Origin of the sequence: Rhodococcus sp. WB9, from assembly GCF_007558985.1 — a bacterium.
GTDB classification, from domain to species: domain Bacteria; phylum Actinomycetota; class Actinomycetes; order Mycobacteriales; family Mycobacteriaceae; genus Rhodococcus_F; species Rhodococcus_F opacus.
Map to the genome: position 1 here is coordinate 2,132,868 of NZ_CP041769.1, position 15,326 is coordinate 2,148,193.

Sequence of the window (15,326 nt, forward strand, 5' to 3'; positions counted from 1 at the left end):
AAGTACTTCGCGGCGAGGCCGCGTTCAGTCGGTGACGAGGATGCGCGGTGGATTCACAGGCAATATCGCTGGTCCGGTCGAGTTTCAAGGCTATCGCGGCGGTGCCGGACGGGCCCCAGACTCTGTCGCGGTCCTTTTATGCCCTGCTGTTCGCGCGGTATCCCGACGCCCGGGACTTCTTCCCCGCGGCCATGGACGAGCAACGCGACCGGTTGATCTCCGCCGTCCAGTACGTGATCGAACGGCTCGAGGAGGAATCCGGGCAGATCCTCGCCTACCTCGCCCAGCTCGGCCGCGACCACCGTAAGTACGGAATCGAGGACGCGCACTACGTCGCCGTCGGCAACTCCCTGATCGCCGCGGTGGAGCAGTTCCCCTCGACCGAGCCGTGGACCGACGAACTCGAGCAGGCGTGGCGCGACGTCCTCTCGGTCGTCGCCGCCACCATGATGGATGCGGCCAACGCCGAAAGCGGCCCGGCGGCGTGGGGCGCGACCGTGATCGAGCACCTCCAGGTCCGCAAGGACGTGTCGATCGTCCGCCTGCAACTCGACGAGCCGATGACCTACACCGCCGGTCAGTACGTGAGCGTGCAGGTGCCGTCGCGTCCCCGGATGTGGCGGTACCTGTCGCCGGCGAACCCCGCCAACGACCAGGGCATCATCGAGTTCCATGTCCGACGGGTGTCGGGCGGCTGGGTCAGCCCCGCCATCGTCAGCCAGACACTCGCGGGCGAGCGGTGGGTGATCGGGTCCCCGCTCGGCGACCTGGGAGTCCGCTACGACAACGGTCGCGACATCCTCATGATCGGATCGGGGACGGGAATCGCGCCGCTCCGCGCGCAAATCCTGCAGATGTCGCAGCGCGGCCAGGACCGCCGCGTCCACGTCTTCTTCGCCGGGCGGTACCCCTGCGACCTCTACGACCTGGGCACCCTGTGGGCACTCGCGGAGCAGAATCCGTGGCTGACCGTCGTCCCGGTCACCGAGGAGGACGAGGACCCGTGGTGGTACACCGGCCCGAGCAGCGCCGCGTTGCCCGGCATGCACCGCCGGTTGACCGGCAAGGTCGGGCAGGTCGTCGCCGACTTCGGGACGTGGGCCGAGCGCGACATCCAGCTCGTCGGCTCCGAGGCGATGATCAACACCACCAAGTTCCGGCTGCACGCGGCGGGCACTCCGCCGGAGAACATCCGGCACGACCCGTCCTACTGATCCGAACGGCTCAGTACGGGTCGAACTGAATGTTCTCCGCGGGGGTCCCGGTGTCCCGGAGACGGTCGAGGGTGGCGCGGACCATCGCCGCCGAACCGCACACCAGCACCTGGTGCTCGGTGAACGCGCCGTAGGACGTCACGACGTCGGGTAGCGAGCCCTCGATGAGGTCGTCCTCGGTGAACCCCACGTCCACTCTGGTGCGCTCGTACCATTCGTCGGTCCAGTCCGGATTCACGACGTTCTCCACCACCGGAATGACGGTGAGCCACGGCAGATCCTGCAGCAGCAGGTAGAGCATGTCGGACGCATACAGATCGCGCGGAGTCCGATCGCCCGTGAACAGGAACACCCGCGGCGGATTCGGCTTGCGCGACAGGTCCAGCAGGATCGATCGGAACGGTGCCAGGCCGGTGCCGCCGGCGACCATGATGACATCCGGCCCGTCCTCGTCGACGGACATCGTGCCGCGCGGTTCGAGAATCTGCCACTGGTCGCCGGTCGAGGTCCCCGTGACGATGTCACCGCTGACCCAGCCACCGGGCACTGTCCGGACGTGGAATTCAAGCTTGCCGTCCAGTGACGGCGGCAGGGCGGGGGAGAGTCTGCGCAGCAGCCGCGGGTTCTGGGGCACGCTCACGTCCACGTATTGCCCCGGCGCGAACGGGACGTAGTCACCGACGAGGCGGACCACGGCGAGGTCGTGCCGCAGGCGGTGATGTTCGACGACAGTGCTGGTCCAGGTGGTCTGCGTGGCTTGCATGGCGTGATGCTCTCCCGACGGTCGAACCGGATAGCGGATGGGCAGGGACGGGCTGCGCGACTAGATCAGGGGGTCGTGCCGGATCAGTTCGGGCGGTGTACCGCCGCGCTGCAACGCGTACACGGTGGTCTTGATCATCGCCGGAGAACCGGAGATCTGGATCTGCCGGTCCGCCCACGACCCGAACCGGGCGACGACGCGGCCGAGCTGCCCCTGGAGTCGTTGATGCAATCCCGGCGGCACCTCCGGGGCGGGAATCGTGTGCCACCACGGGTCCTCGTCCTCCTCGGACACGGGAACCACGGTCAGCCACGGATTGCTCAGCGACAGGTGCCACAGGGTCTCGATGTCGTACAGATCGCACGGATACTTGCCGCCCACGAACATGTGGACCCGCGGATTGTTCGACCGCATCGCCATTTCCATCACCTGGGCGCGCAGCGGCGCGATGCCGGTCCCCGAACCGATCATCAGGACGTCCTGCCCGCTGTCGCGGTCGACCTCGAGACCGCCCAGCGGGGAGCTGAGCAGCCAGCGGTCGCCCACTTGCGTCTCGTTCACGATGGCGGGGCTCACCCACCCACCCGACACGCGGCGGACGTGGAACTCGAGCTGGCCGTACGGGTTGGCGGGGATGGCAGCCGACAGGTACCGCCACATCCGGGGTCGCTGCGGGATCTGGACGCTGAGGTACTGGCCCGCACCGTAGGGGATGGGGGAGTCGGTCTCGAGACGGACGATCGCGAGGTCGTCGAGGCGGCGTTCGTGATCGACCACGGTGGCGCCCCACGCGGCGGGCAGGTCGTCGGTGTCCGCGGCGTCGGCCATCGTGTGGAGGAGGAGGTCGAGCAGTTCTGTCCAGGCCGCGGTCAGCGAGGGCGTCCAGATGGCCTGGGTGAAGGAACTCTGCACGGCGACCAGCAGCGCATTGCCCGACGCGAAGTAGTGCCTGCCCTCGACGCCGTACTTGCGGTGGTCACGGCCGAGCTGGCTGAGGAAACCGAGGACCCGGCCCTCGTCGTCGAGGTTGTCGATGACGAACTGCAGTGCCTGGAACAGGCGGTGACCCTGCTGATCCAGCGCAGGCGGGAAGAGCGCGCGGAATTCGGGGTGTTCGGCGAACAGGGTGGCGTAGAACGTGGTGGTGAGCCGGTTGCGTCCGTGTTCGGTGGACACGATCGACGAAAAGCTGGCGCGCAGACGCGAAATCACGAGCGGATCGAGGCAATCTCGTGTCAAGCCGTCCCCTGCCTCCGTGCCTGCTGATTCGAACACCCGCATTCTAGCCGTCCCGCGGGCGGACCCCGGGTTACGGCAACGGCCGGTTCGGCGTGTGCCCCCGGTATTTCGGTGGGTCGCTATTGAGCTGTGACCACCGGCAAGGCACGATGCATCCAGTTGACAGGCAGTGTTACCGAGGGGGGCCCATGAGAGTTGGCGGTGCGCGGGATCGGGGTCGGTTTTGTCCGGGGATGCCCAGTTCGGCCCGGGTTCGCCGAGCCGCCGCTGTCGTGGCGGCCGTGACGCTGACGGCGATCGGCGGCGGAGGCGTCGTCTCCGCCGAACCCCGGACGACGATCGAGTCGATCTCGGCCGACGAGGCGCCCGACGGTTCGCGGTTGGTCGGGGTCACCACGGTGGGCGAATCGCAGATGAACTTCACCGTCCACTCGACCGCCATGGACAAGGACATCACCGTCCGGGTCATCCGGGCCGCGTCGGAGAAGCGTCCCACCGTCTACATGCTCGGCGGCGTCGAGGGGAACTCCGAGCAGTTCGGCTGGGAGCAGAAGGCGGACGTCGAGAAGTTCTTCTCCGACAAGGACGTCAACGTGGTCATCCCGTTCGGTGGCCAGTCCAGTTACTACGCGGACTGGAAGCAGGACGACCCCGAGCTCGGGCGGAACAAGTGGCAGACGTTCCTGACGAAGGAACTGTCACCCATCGTCGATTCCGCGCTCGAGACGACCGGGAAGAACGCCATCGCCGGGCTGTCCATGTCGGCCACCAGCGTCCTCAACCTCGCGATCTCCAAGCCGGGGCTGTATCAGAGCGTCGGGGCGTACAGCGGGTGCGCGATGACGAGCGACCCGGTGGCGCGGCGGTTCGTCGAGATCACGGTGTCGGACTTCGGCGGGAACCCCGAGAACATGTGGGGTGCGGCCAACGATCCGCTGTGGGCCGCGAACGATCCGTACGTCAACGCGGAGAAGCTCCGGGGGACCACCCTCTACATCTCCAATGGCAGCGGGCTGCCGGGACCGTACGACACCCTCGACGCCCGGACCGTCGGCGGCGACCGTCGCAACCTCGCGACGCAGGTCGTGGTGGGTGGTGTCATCGAGGCCGTCACCAACGACTGCACGATACGGCTGGCGGAGAAACTCCGCGCCCTGGACATTCCGGCCACGGTCGATCTCCGGCCGGTCGGCACACACTCGTGGGGGTACTGGCGCGACGACCTGTCCGCATCCTGGCCGACGATGGCGGCCGCGATCGGGGCCTGACATCTCGCCCCGCGAACCGTCGCGGGGCGAGAGAATTGGTGTAGCGGAAAATTTCCAAAGTTGAGCGGAACAGACTCAACCCTTCGCGCGTTAAGAAGATGACAGCGTCGCCACGTGCCACTCGGCCCCGGGCGGCGGACCGTTCTACAACGCCAGAAGAGGTGAACAGTGGACTCGTTCAATCCGACCACCAAGACCCAGGCCGCGATGACCGCTGCGCTCCAGTCGGCGTCGTCGGCCGGTAATCCCGACATCAGGCCCGCGCATCTGCTCGTGGCCCTGCTCGACCAGACCGACGGCATCGCCGCCCCGCTGCTCAAGGCGGTCGGCGTCGATCCCACCGTGGTCCATCGTGAAGCGCAGGATCTCGTCGACCGGCTCCCCAAGACGACGGGCGCCACGACCACACCGCAGCTCGGCCGCGAGGCCCTCGCCGCACTCACCGCAGCACAGCACCTCGCCACCGAACTCGACGACGAGTACGTGTCGACGGAACACCTGATGGTCGGACTCGCCTCGGGTGAGTCGGACGTGACCGGACTGCTGAAGCGGCACGGCGCCACCCCCGAGGCGCTGCGTGACGCGTTCACCTCCGTCCGCGGCAGTGCGCGCGTCACCAGCCCGGACCCGGAAGGGACGTACCAGGCGCTCGAGAAGTACTCCACCGATCTCACCGCGGCGGCCCGCAACGGCAAGCTCGACCCGGTGATCGGCCGCGACAACGAGATCCGCCGCGTCGTGCAGGTACTCAGCCGCCGGACCAAGAACAACCCGGTGCTGATCGGTGAGCCCGGCGTCGGCAAGACCGCCATCGTCGAGGGGCTCGCTCAGCGCATCGTCGCAGGCGACGTTCCCGAATCGCTGCGCGGCAAGTCGGTGATCTCCCTCGACCTCGGATCGATGGTCGCGGGCGCCAAGTACCGCGGCGAGTTCGAGGAGCGACTCAAGGCCGTCCTCGACGACATCAAGAACTCGGCCGGTCAGGTCATCACGTTCATCGACGAGCTCCACACCATCGTCGGTGCGGGTGCCACCGGTGAGTCCGCGATGGACGCGGGCAACATGATCAAGCCGATGCTCGCCCGCGGCGAGCTGCGGCTCGTCGGCGCGACCACGCTCGACGAGTACCGCAAGTACATCGAGAAGGACGCGGCCCTCGAACGCCGCTTCCAGCAGGTGCTGGTGGGGGAACCCTCCGTCGAGGACACCGTCGGCATCCTGCGCGGGCTCAAGGAGCGGTACGAGGTGCACCACGGCGTGCGCATCACCGACTCCGCGCTCGTCGCCGCCGCCACGCTCAGCGACCGGTACATCACGTCCCGGTTCCTCCCGGACAAGGCGATCGACCTCGTGGACGAGGCCGCGTCCCGGCTGCGGATGGAGATCGACTCGCGACCCGAGGAGATCGACTCCGTCGAACGCATCGTCCGCCGCCTCGAGATCGAGGAGATGGCGCTGCAGAAGGAATCCGACGCGGCGTCGAAGGACCGGCTCGAGAAGCTGCGTCAGGAACTGGCGGACGAACGGGAGAAGCTCAATCAGCTGACCACCCGCTGGCAGAACGAGAAGCAGGCCATCGACTCCGTGCGCGGGGTCAAGGAACAGCTCGAGACGCTGCGCGGCGAGGAGGAACGCGCCGAACGCGACGGCGACCTCGGCCGGGCCGCGGAGCTGCGGTACGGCCGCATCCCGCAGCTCGAGAAGGAACTCGAGCAGGCGGCCCGCGAGTCCGGTGCCGCCGCCGACGGCGACGTCATGCTGAAGGAGGAAGTGGGTCCCGACGACGTTGCAGACGTGGTCGCGGCATGGACCGGCATCCCCGCCGGCCGCATGATGGAGGGCGAGACCGCCAAGCTGCTGCGGATGGAGTCCGAACTCGGCAAGCGGGTCGTCGGCCAGGAAGCGGCCGTCGTCGCCGTCTCGGATGCGGTTCGCCGCGCCCGCGCCGGAGTCGCCGACCCCAACCGGCCCACCGGGTCGTTCCTGTTCCTCGGACCGACCGGCGTCGGTAAGACGGAGCTCGCGAAGTCCCTCGCGGACTTCCTGTTCGACGACGAGCGCGCCATGGTCCGCATCGACATGTCCGAGTACAGCGAGAAGCATTCGGTGGCCCGGCTCGTCGGCGCCCCGCCCGGATACGTCGGGTACGAGGCGGGCGGCCAGCTCACCGAGGCCGTGCGGCGGCGTCCGTACACGGTCGTGCTGTTCGACGAGGTGGAGAAGGCGCACCCCGACGTGTTCGACATCCTGCTCGCCGTCCTCGACGAAGGTCGGTTGACGGACGGTCAGGGACGCACGGTCGACTTCCGCAACACCATCCTGATCCTCACGTCCAATCTCGGTGCGGGTGGATCACGGGAGCAAGTGATGGACGCGGTCCGGCACGCGTTCAAGCCGGAGTTCATCAACCGGCTCGACGACGTCGTGGTCTTCGAGTCGCTCACGGAAGAGCAGCTCGAGTCCATCGTCGACATCCAGCTCGCCCAGCTGTCCCGCCGGCTCGCGGCGCGGCGACTGACGCTGGACGTGTCCGAGTCGGCCCGCTTCTGGCTGGCCGTCCGCGGCTACGACCCCATGTACGGGGCCAGGCCGCTGCGCCGGCTGATCCAGCAGGCCATCGGCGACCAGCTCGCGAAGCTGCTCCTCGCCGGTGACGTCAAGGACGGTGACACCGTCCCCGTGAAGGTGTCCGAGACCGGGGACGCGCTCGTCCTCGGCTGACCCCCAGGTGAGTGGCACGGTGTGCTCCCGCACGCCGTGCCACTCACCTGTGTTTTCACAGCGACGTCTTAAGTTTCGTCGTTACCCTGGACCGTCCGTAGCCGCAGGACACCGGCCGGACGAACCCGAGGGAGGGGCCGATCATGACGAACCCCGACGACCCGCGCACCCCGCAGGAACGCGCGTACGACGGAACGGAGTCGTGGACCACCGACGATTCCGCGTCGAGGGCTGGTGACGAGGACCCCACCCAGGCGTGGTCGCGGCGGGACCAGCCGACCGAGCATCTCGGATCGCCCGAGCAGCGCACCGAGCACATGGGCCCCGCAGGCACACCGACCGAGCAGTTCTACACGTCCGATCCGACCGCGGCGTACGGGCGGAACCAGCCCAATCCGACGCAGGCCTACCCGACCTACGATCCGCGGTACGACCCGCAGGCTCCACCGCCGAACGCCACACAGGCGTATCCGACGTACGACGCCCAGCAGTACCAGGGCGGGTATCCGACGGGGCAGTACCCGAACGCCCAGTACCCGAACGCCCAGTACCCGCCGGGTCAGTACCCGGGCTCGCAGTACCAGGCGCCGGTCGCCGAGAGCCCCGAGGAGAAGAAACCCCGCCGGATCGGCACGTGGATCGCCGCGACCGCGGCCGCGCTGCTGTTGATCGCCGTCATCGGCTTCGGAGTCGCCCTCTTCACATCCGCGCCGAACAATTCCTCGAGCACCACGGCGGCGGGCCCCACCACGTCCCGTCCGCCCGCCACCGCGCCGCCGAAGACGACGACCCCGCCGCCGTCCACCACGTCGGAGTCGCCGCTCGATCAACTCCCCGGCGGAATCGGCGAGGCCATCGGCGCTGCCGGCGCCGCGTTCGGAACGATCAGCGCCAACGACGGCTCCACGCTGACCCTCGACGCCCTCGGCGGTTCCCAGTTGACGGTCCAGACCAACGCGCAGACCAATGTGATCGCACTCGACGGCACCACGGTCGCCGATCTGAAGCCCGGGTTCACCGTGATGGTGCAGGGAACGAAGGTCGAGAACGGCACGATGACGGCCGAGACGATCATCAGCACCGAGCTGCCGAAGCTCGGCGGTAACTGAGACGATGGGTCCGGGCAAAACCGACACGGGGTGTCCGGGTACCGCTTCGCCTCGTAACGGCGTCGACTCGCTAGGCTGATCACCGATGACGGGAATGTGGTTCGTACTGGCGTTGATCGCACTCGCAGGCGCGTGCGCGCTGCTCTATTTCGATCGCTCGCGTCGTGACCAGACGGGTCGTGTGCGGCAGATCTGGGCCAAGGCCCAGGGCTACACATACGACAACGTCGAAGAGAAGCTGCCCGGCCAGTTCCATCGGGCCGCGCTGGCCAAGCAGGAGTACCTCAGCGCCATCGATGTGGTGAAGGGCGAACGCCGGGGCGAGTCGTTCATTCTGTTCGACCTCGAGGAGACCGCAACCATCGTCGCCGTGCGCCGACGGGTGGGCTCGGACGTCGACATCGACCTGCGCCTCAAGTCGACCCCGCCGCCCAAGGATTCGGATCTCGAACTCCTCGGTGCCATCGGACCGCGAGTCGTGTTCGCCACCGACCTCGAAATCGCCCGCAGGGTCTGCGATCAACGCATGGTGGCGTTCACCGAGTCGGTGCCGCCGCACGTGAACATGCTGTGGAGCGAAGGCGAGTGGACCCTCGGTTCGCTGCCCATCGGCAGCAGCGGCCGTGAATGGGATTCGGCCATCGAGGCCGTCGCCCGGCTGTCCGGCATCCTGCACGTCCTGCCCCCGGTCACCGAACCGCGCGGACTCGACCGCGGCCACCACGACCCGAGCCGCCCGCGACTACGCGAAGGCGCTCCCGCCGAGGCGCGTCCCGAGCGTCCGACGTCTCCCCGACCGCCGGCCCCCGGCGCTCCCCGGCAGCAGACCTCCGGCGCTCCGCGCCCGCCGGCCCCCGGCGCTCCCCGGCAGCAGACCTCCGGCGCTCCGCGCCCGCCGGCCCCCGGCGCTCCGCGCCCGCCGGCCCCCGGCGCTCCGCGCCCGTGAGTGCGTGACGAGTCCTGGGACTCGCTAACCGCGCACAGGCGCGCAGCGCCTTGCTACCGTCACCGGTATGTCGACGCCCTCCAGTTCCGCCCGACCCGTTGCTCTCGTCACCGGCCCGACGTCGGGGCTCGGTGCCGGTTTCGCGAGGAAATTCGCGTCTCTCGGTTACGACCTCGTGCTCGTCGCGCGTGACGAAACCCGCTTGCAGGCCCTCGCCGACGAGATGAAGGCGTTGTTCGACACCGAGTCCGAGATCCTGCAGGCCGATCTGGCCACGGCTTCCGGGCGCGAGGAAGTGGCGCAGCGCCTCGGGAAGGGTGTCGAGGTGCTGGTCAACAACGCCGGATTCGGCACTTCGGGCGAATTCTGGACGGCGACGCCGGAGCTGTTGCAGTCCCAGCTGGACGTGAACGTCACCGCCGTCATGCAGCTGACCCGCGCGGCGTTGCCCACCATGATCGCGTCGGCGAACGGCACCGTCATCAACGTGGCGAGCGTCGCCGGCCTGCTGTCCGGGCGCGGATCGACCTATTCGGCGAGCAAGGCGTATGTCATCTCGTTCTCCGAGGGACTGGCGAACGGGCTGGGCGGCACGGGTGTGCGGATCCAGGCGCTGTGCCCGGGCTTCATCCGCACCGAGTTCCACGAGCGCGCGGGCATCGAGATGAGTTCGATTCCGAAGCCGATGTGGTTGAGCGTCGACCAGGTGGTCGCGGCGTCGCTGTCCGATCTCGAGGACGGCAAGGTGGTGAGTATTCCCGGACTTCAGTACAAGGTGCTGACCACGGCCGGTCGCCTCGTCCCGAAGAGTCTGGTCCGGCGGCTGACCAACGTGTTCGGCCGGGGGCGTGCCCGCACGTAGAGGTGGGTAGGGTTTCGGGCATGAGCGATCGCGAGGATCTGGCCGCGTTGGTGCGTGAGCTGGCAGTTGTGCACGGCAAGGTGACGTTGTCTTCGGGCAAGGAAGCCGACTACTACGTGGACCTTCGCCGCGCCACGCTGCATCACGAGGCGGGCCCGCTGATCGGGAAGTTGCTGCGTGAGCTGGTGGCGGACTGGGATTTCGACGCCGTCGGCGGACTGACGATGGGCGCCGACCCGGTGGCGATGGCCGTGATGCACGCCCCGGGCAGGCCGATCGATTCGTTCGTGGTGCGCAAGGCCGCGAAGGCGCACGGCATGCAGCGGCAGATCGAGGGACCGGACGTCGTCGGCAAGCGTGTCCTCGTCGTCGAGGACACCACCACCACGGGCAACTCTCCGCTCACCGCGGTGAAGGCGTTGCGCGACGTCGGGGCGATCGTCGTCGGTGTCGCGACCGTCGTCGACCGCGCGACCGGTGCCGACGAGGTGATCGCGGCCGAAGGTCTCGAGTACCGTTCGCTCCTCGGTCTCCCCGACCTGAACCTCTGACCGCACATGTGAGTGGCGAAGTGTGCGGAGGCACACTTCGCCACTCACATGGGGGTGGTCAGTCGGCGTCGGCGGCCGTGACGGCCAATGCCTCCGCGACGCTGTGCGGTTCGGGATCGTGCTCGTCGACGTGAGCGAGGACCTTCCGTCCGGTCGCGAGCACGATGATCGCGGCGGCGGTGCACACGGCGCCGACCCAGAACGGCATGTGGATGTTGCTCTCACCGAGCTTGCCCGCGACCCACGGTGCGGCGGCGCCGCCGACGAAGCGGACGAAGCTGTACGCCGCGGACGCCGTCGACCGCTCGACGGGCGCGGAGATCATCACGGTCTCGGTGATGAGCGTGTTGTTGACACCGAGGAAGAGTCCGGCGAGCACGACACCGACGACGAGCACGGTCTTGTTGTCGGTGAACGCGGCCATCATGGCGAGGTCGAGGGCGAACAGCGCGAGGGCCACCATCATCATCGGCAGCGTGCCGAAGCGCCGCTGCAGCCGCGGGGCGAGGAACACCGACGCGACGGCCAGCGCGAGGCCCCATCCGAAGAAGATGAATCCGATCGAGTACGTGCCCATGTCGAGCGGGAACGGCGTGTACGCGAGCAGGGTGAAGAAACCGTAGTTGTAGAGCAGCGCGGTGATCGCGACGGTGAGCAGACCGCGGTGGCGCAGCGCGAGGAACGGCGCGGCGATCGATGTGCGGTGCTCCGGCTTGGGTGCGGCCGGCAGCATCACGACGATCAGGATGAACGCGACGGCCATCAGGGCTGCGACGCCGAAGAACGGTGCGCGCCAGCTGATGTTGCCGAGGACGCCACCGACCAGCGGGCCGACGGCGATGCCGATGCCCAGCGCGGCCTCGTAGAGGATGATGGCCCGCGCGACGCCGCCGCTGGCAGCGCCGACGATGGCGGCGAGCGCGGTGGCGATGAACAGGGCGTTGCCCAGTCCCCAGCCGGCACGGAAGCCGACGATCTGGCCGATGGTGCCGGAGCTGCCTGCCAGCGCCGCGAACACGACGATGACGGCGAGGCCGGTGAGGAGGGTCTTCTTGGCGCCGATCCGGCTCGACACCACGCCGGTGATGAGCATCGCGACACCGGTGACCAGCATGTAGCTGGTGAACAGCAGCGACACCTGGGACGGCGTCGCGTCCAGTTGTTCGCCGATCGGCTTGAGGATGGGGTCGACGAGCCCGATGCCCATGAACGCGATGACGCTGGCGAAGGCGACGGCCCACACCGATTTCGGCTGGTGGAGGAGGCTCGGTGGCGCCTCGCTGGATGTGCTGTTCGTGACGGTTGCGGTCGTGGTGCTCACGGCCACCTCCTTCGATGTACGTCGGGGTATGGATGGGTTGTCAGGAAGAGCGGGCCGACGACTTGACGATCGAACGCAGTTCCGACAGGCCCTGCGCCAGTCGTTCGAGTTGCTCGGGCTCGAGGTCCGCGAAGTGCGGGGCGAGTGCACACGCGATCTCGTTGCGGGACACGGTCAGCCATTCGCGGCCCAGGTCCGTGATGGACACCCGGACGGCCCGGGCGTCTTCCGGATCGGGTCGGCGGGCAACGTATCCGCGATCGGCCAGCTTCTGGAGCAGGGCGGTCGCGGACGGTTGGGAGCAGCGGTCGATGCGGGCGAACTCGCTGATGCGTAGCTCGCCGTGGTCGTCGAGCAGGGCGAGGGCACGTGTCCACGGCCGGGGGTGGTCCTCGGATCCGAAGGAGCTCGCGAGCCTGGTGAATCGGTGAGAATTCGTGACCAAGTCGACGAGCAGGCTCTGCAGCCGCGTGTCGTCGTCCATGCCAAACATATTACATAGGCTAACTAACTATGTAAACCCGACGAAGTGCTTCACGGCCCGCATCCGCCCCGGCGGGCGCGGGCCGCGAAGATCAGGACGAGTGCTTCGCGCTCTGCTCGACCTGGCGGCGCAGGGTGGCGTCGGTGTGGCGGATCGCCTGCGCGACGAACGGCTCGATGAGCTTGCCGAGCGCCTTACCTGCGAGGCCGCCGGGCAGGTCGTAGCGGAAGTCGACCGTCATGCGGGTCTCGGTTTCGCCGACCGCCTCGAACTGCCACCGCGAATGGGTGTACAGGCCGTCGATCGATTCCAGCTCGATCACCGAATTGCGTTCCCACCCGGTGACCTTCACCACGGAGTCGAGGGTCTTGGGGCCGACCTTCATCGCGGCGTCGTAGACCGCGCCGAGGCCCTGGTCGTGGTCGCCGATCGGATCGAACTTCGTGATCCCGAACATCCAGGACGGGACGTGGCGGTAGTCGTCCACGTAGTCGAACGCGGCCGCGACCGGTGCGCAGGCGAGGGCAGTGTGATGGATCTCGATCATCGTGACTTTCCTGAGGGGTGGAGGGCGGGGGGCTGCGCTGTCCGGTACGGGCGGATGGCGTAGTTCTCGAGGTCGAACCGGGCGAGGCGACGGCGCAGGGAACCGGTGGACCAGGGACACGCGGCGAAGTTCCTGCCGTCGGCGTCGAGGTAGTAGCTACTGCATCCGCCGTTGTTGAAGACGGTCGGCTCCAGGCCCTTCTGTACCGCGTCGTTGAACCGGCGGAACGGCTTATCGCGTACCTCGAGTACTTCGATGCCCTGCCGCTCCGCCTTGGTGAGTCCGTCGATCACGTAGTCGAGCTGGGTCTCGGCCAGTCCGAGAAACGAGTTGTACACCAGAATGTTCGGTCCGAGCATGATGTACGCGTTCGGTGCGCCGGGCGTCGTGGTGGCCAGGTAGGCCTCGGGGCTCTTCGACCACTTCTCCGACAGCAGTGTTCCGTCGCGTCCGCGGATCCGGTTCGCGATCGGTGGATGACTCACGTCGAAGCCGGTTCCGAAGATGATGACGTCGACCTCGCGGCGGGTGCCGTCGGCTCCGACGACCACGCGTCCGTCGACCTCGGCGAGGGCGTGCGGAATCAACTCGACGTTGCTCTTCGTCAGCGCCGGGAGATACGTGTTGGACAGCAGGAGGCGTTTGCATCCCAGCGTGAAGTTCGGTGTCAGGGCCGCGCGAAGTGCCGCGTCCGGTACCTGCCTGGCCAGCCAACGGGTGCCGATGGGGTTGAGGAGCCGGGCGGTCCGTTCGCGGCGCATCACCGAAGTGAGCGTCCGCAGGATGACGTCGAGGAGCCGCCGGAACGCGCGCTGCACCGCGGGCACCCGCGCGAACACCCACTGGGCGATGCGGGGGAACGGAAAGTCCAGGCGCGGCACCACCCAGGCCGGGGTGCGCTGGAAGACGTACAACTCCTCGACGTCCGGCTGGATCTCGGGGATGAACTGCACCGCGGACGCGCCGGTGCCCACGACGGCGACCCTCTTCCCGGTGAGGTCGACGTCGTGATTCCAGCGGGCCGAGTGGAAGACGTCGCCGTCGAAGCCGTCGATTCCGGGTACAGCAGGAGTGCTCGGTTCGGTGATGGGGCCCGCCGCGAAGATCACGTGCTGGGCGACGATCGTGCCGCGGCTGGTATCGAGGATCCAGCGTCGGCGCTCGTCGGACCAGGCGGCTTCGCGGAGTTCGGTCTGCATCGAGATCCTGGACTGCAGACCGAACGTGTCGACGGTGTCCTCGATGTAGGACAGCAGTTCCGGTTGCAGGGCGAAGTTGCTGCGCCACCGCGGATTGGGGTGGAAGGAAAACGAGTACACGGGGGCGGGGATGTCGACACCGCACCCGGGGTACGTGTTCTCGCGCCACACGCCCCCCACACGATCGGACTTCTCCAGCACGACGAAGTCCGTGATGCCCGCGCGTTCGAGCTTGACCGCGGCGGCGATCCCGGACAGTCCGGCGCCGACCACGACGACGCGCAGGTGCCGCTCGTCTCCGCTGCCGTCGGGTGCGGCGGCCTGCTGAGTGGTTGTCGCTGTCATGGCTTCTTCCCTGCGCGGATGGGGAACCGTCGTCGTCGGTCCAGTTAACTGAGACGCAGTGTCACAGTAAAACGAAGTATGCGCATTGGCAAGCGAAGGCGAGGCCGGTGTCGGCTGGGAACTCGGGGTCATGGGGCTGTACCTGCACGCAAGCAACGCGTTCGGGACGCCGGAGCGTGCCGCGACCGCGGCCGGCGTTCGCACGACCGCGTTCTACACGGGAGCCGACACCGGGGCGGGCTGAACCGGGTCCTGGAAGAATGGCGTCCGTGACCGAGCGCAAACCTCCCGGGGTGAGCTTCGAGAGCTGGATCGACAAGCAGATCCGGCTGGCTCAGGAGCGCGGCGACTTCGACGATCTCCCCGGCTCGGGTAAACCGATTCCGGCGGGCGATGTCGACGACGAACTGTGGTGGGTGAAGAACTATCTCCGGCGTGAGAATCTGCCCACCGATTCGCTGCTCCCGACGCCGCTGCAGCTGCGGAAGGAGATCGAGCGGTTGCCCGACACGATCCGTGGGCTGCCGTCGGAGCAGTCGGTGCGGGACGTGGTGGCCCAGCTCAACCTGCAGATCGTCGCCTGGTTGCGGGCACCCTCCGGCCCACGGATCCCGGTCAGCCCGATCGACGCGAACGAGGTCGTCGCGACCTGGCGGCAGCAGAACCGGCCGGCGCGGAAGCCGCCGGTGACCGCGACCCCGGAACCCGACGATCCGCCCCCGGCCGGCAGGCGATGGTGGCGACGGAAACGGTGACG

15 protein-coding genes are annotated in these 15,326 nt (G+C 68.0%); 9 read left to right on the top strand and 6 right to left on the bottom strand.

What is annotated here, in order from left to right:
- Positions 1-47: 47 nt before the first annotated feature.
- On the top strand, positions 48-1,214 hold the full coding sequence (locus FND50_RS09870) for an FAD-binding oxidoreductase (RefSeq protein WP_144285627.1): 1,167 nt from the start codon (positions 48-50) through the stop codon (positions 1,212-1,214).
- Positions 1,215-1,224: 10 nt separating this feature from the next.
- Here FND50_RS09870 and FND50_RS09875 read toward each other — a convergent pair whose 3' ends face one another.
- Together FND50_RS09875 and FND50_RS09880 are read right to left on the bottom strand one after the other, a co-directional pair.
- Complete coding sequence (locus tag FND50_RS09875) at positions 1,225-1,977, bottom strand: FAD-binding oxidoreductase (RefSeq protein ID WP_144285628.1); 753 nt, start codon at positions 1,975-1,977, stop codon at positions 1,225-1,227.
- Positions 1,978-2,037: 60 nt separating this feature from the next.
- Complete coding sequence (locus FND50_RS09880) at positions 2,038-3,258, bottom strand: globin domain-containing protein (protein WP_144285629.1); 1,221 nt, start codon at positions 3,256-3,258, stop codon at positions 2,038-2,040.
- Between the two features lie 191 nt (positions 3,259-3,449).
- Between FND50_RS09880 and FND50_RS09885 the strand changes: the two genes are divergently transcribed.
- From FND50_RS09885 to pyrE, 6 genes are all read left to right on the top strand, one after another.
- The gene (locus FND50_RS09885; protein WP_144285630.1) at positions 3,450-4,484 is read left to right on the top strand and encodes an alpha/beta hydrolase family protein; all 1,035 of its coding nucleotides are present in this window, start codon (positions 3,450-3,452) and stop codon (positions 4,482-4,484) included.
- 168 nt (positions 4,485-4,652) lie between these two features.
- A complete protein-coding gene (gene clpB / locus FND50_RS09890; protein WP_144285631.1) occupies positions 4,653-7,205 on the top strand; it encodes an ATP-dependent chaperone ClpB in 2,553 nt (850 codons plus the stop codon).
- 143 nt (positions 7,206-7,348) lie between these two features.
- Positions 7,349-8,314: a DUF5666 domain-containing protein gene (locus FND50_RS09895; protein ID WP_144285632.1), complete on the top strand. Its 966-nt coding sequence runs from the start codon at positions 7,349-7,351 to the stop codon at positions 8,312-8,314.
- 94 nt (positions 8,315-8,408) lie between these two features.
- Positions 8,409-9,260: a hypothetical protein gene (locus FND50_RS09900; RefSeq protein ID WP_144289020.1), complete on the top strand. Its 852-nt coding sequence runs from the start codon at positions 8,409-8,411 to the stop codon at positions 9,258-9,260.
- 67 nt (positions 9,261-9,327) lie between these two features.
- A complete protein-coding gene (locus tag FND50_RS09905; RefSeq protein WP_005571721.1) occupies positions 9,328-10,122 on the top strand; it encodes an SDR family oxidoreductase in 795 nt (264 codons plus the stop codon).
- 20 nt (positions 10,123-10,142) lie between these two features.
- Positions 10,143-10,673 carry an orotate phosphoribosyltransferase gene (gene pyrE / locus FND50_RS09910; protein WP_005238397.1) on the top strand — a complete coding sequence of 177 codons (531 nt, stop codon included), beginning with the start codon at positions 10,143-10,145 and terminating at the stop codon, positions 10,671-10,673.
- 58 nt (positions 10,674-10,731) lie between these two features.
- Here pyrE and FND50_RS09915 read toward each other — a convergent pair whose 3' ends face one another.
- The 4 genes from FND50_RS09915 to FND50_RS09930 all read right to left on the bottom strand — a co-directional run bounded on the left by FND50_RS09915 (position 10,732) and on the right by FND50_RS09930 (position 14,569).
- Entirely contained in the window at positions 10,732-12,000 is a 1,269-nt protein-coding gene (locus FND50_RS09915) for an MFS transporter (RefSeq protein ID WP_144285633.1), read from the bottom strand.
- 34 nt (positions 12,001-12,034) lie between these two features.
- Positions 12,035-12,478: a MarR family winged helix-turn-helix transcriptional regulator gene (locus FND50_RS09920; RefSeq protein WP_144285634.1), complete on the bottom strand. Its 444-nt coding sequence runs from the start codon at positions 12,476-12,478 to the stop codon at positions 12,035-12,037.
- A 91-nt stretch (positions 12,479-12,569) separates the two neighbouring features.
- Positions 12,570-13,025: an SRPBCC family protein gene (locus FND50_RS09925; RefSeq protein WP_005571725.1), complete on the bottom strand. Its 456-nt coding sequence runs from the start codon at positions 13,023-13,025 to the stop codon at positions 12,570-12,572.
- On the bottom strand, positions 13,022-14,569 hold the full coding sequence (locus FND50_RS09930) for an NAD(P)/FAD-dependent oxidoreductase (protein WP_144285635.1): 1,548 nt from the start codon (positions 14,567-14,569) through the stop codon (positions 13,022-13,024). The genes FND50_RS09925 and FND50_RS09930 overlap by 4 nt, the downstream gene beginning before the upstream one ends.
- 85 nt (positions 14,570-14,654) lie before the next feature.
- Between FND50_RS09930 and FND50_RS09935 the strand changes: the two genes are divergently transcribed.
- Together FND50_RS09935 and FND50_RS09940 are read left to right on the top strand one after the other, a co-directional pair.
- Positions 14,655-14,813, top strand: a complete 159-nt coding sequence (locus FND50_RS09935; protein WP_186301263.1) for a hypothetical protein — start codon at positions 14,655-14,657, stop codon at positions 14,811-14,813.
- Positions 14,814-14,829: 16 nt separating this feature from the next.
- Positions 14,830-15,324, top strand: a complete 495-nt coding sequence (locus tag FND50_RS09940) for a DUF1992 domain-containing protein (protein ID WP_144285636.1) — start codon at positions 14,830-14,832, stop codon at positions 15,322-15,324.
- Positions 15,325-15,326: the final 2 nt, after the last annotated feature.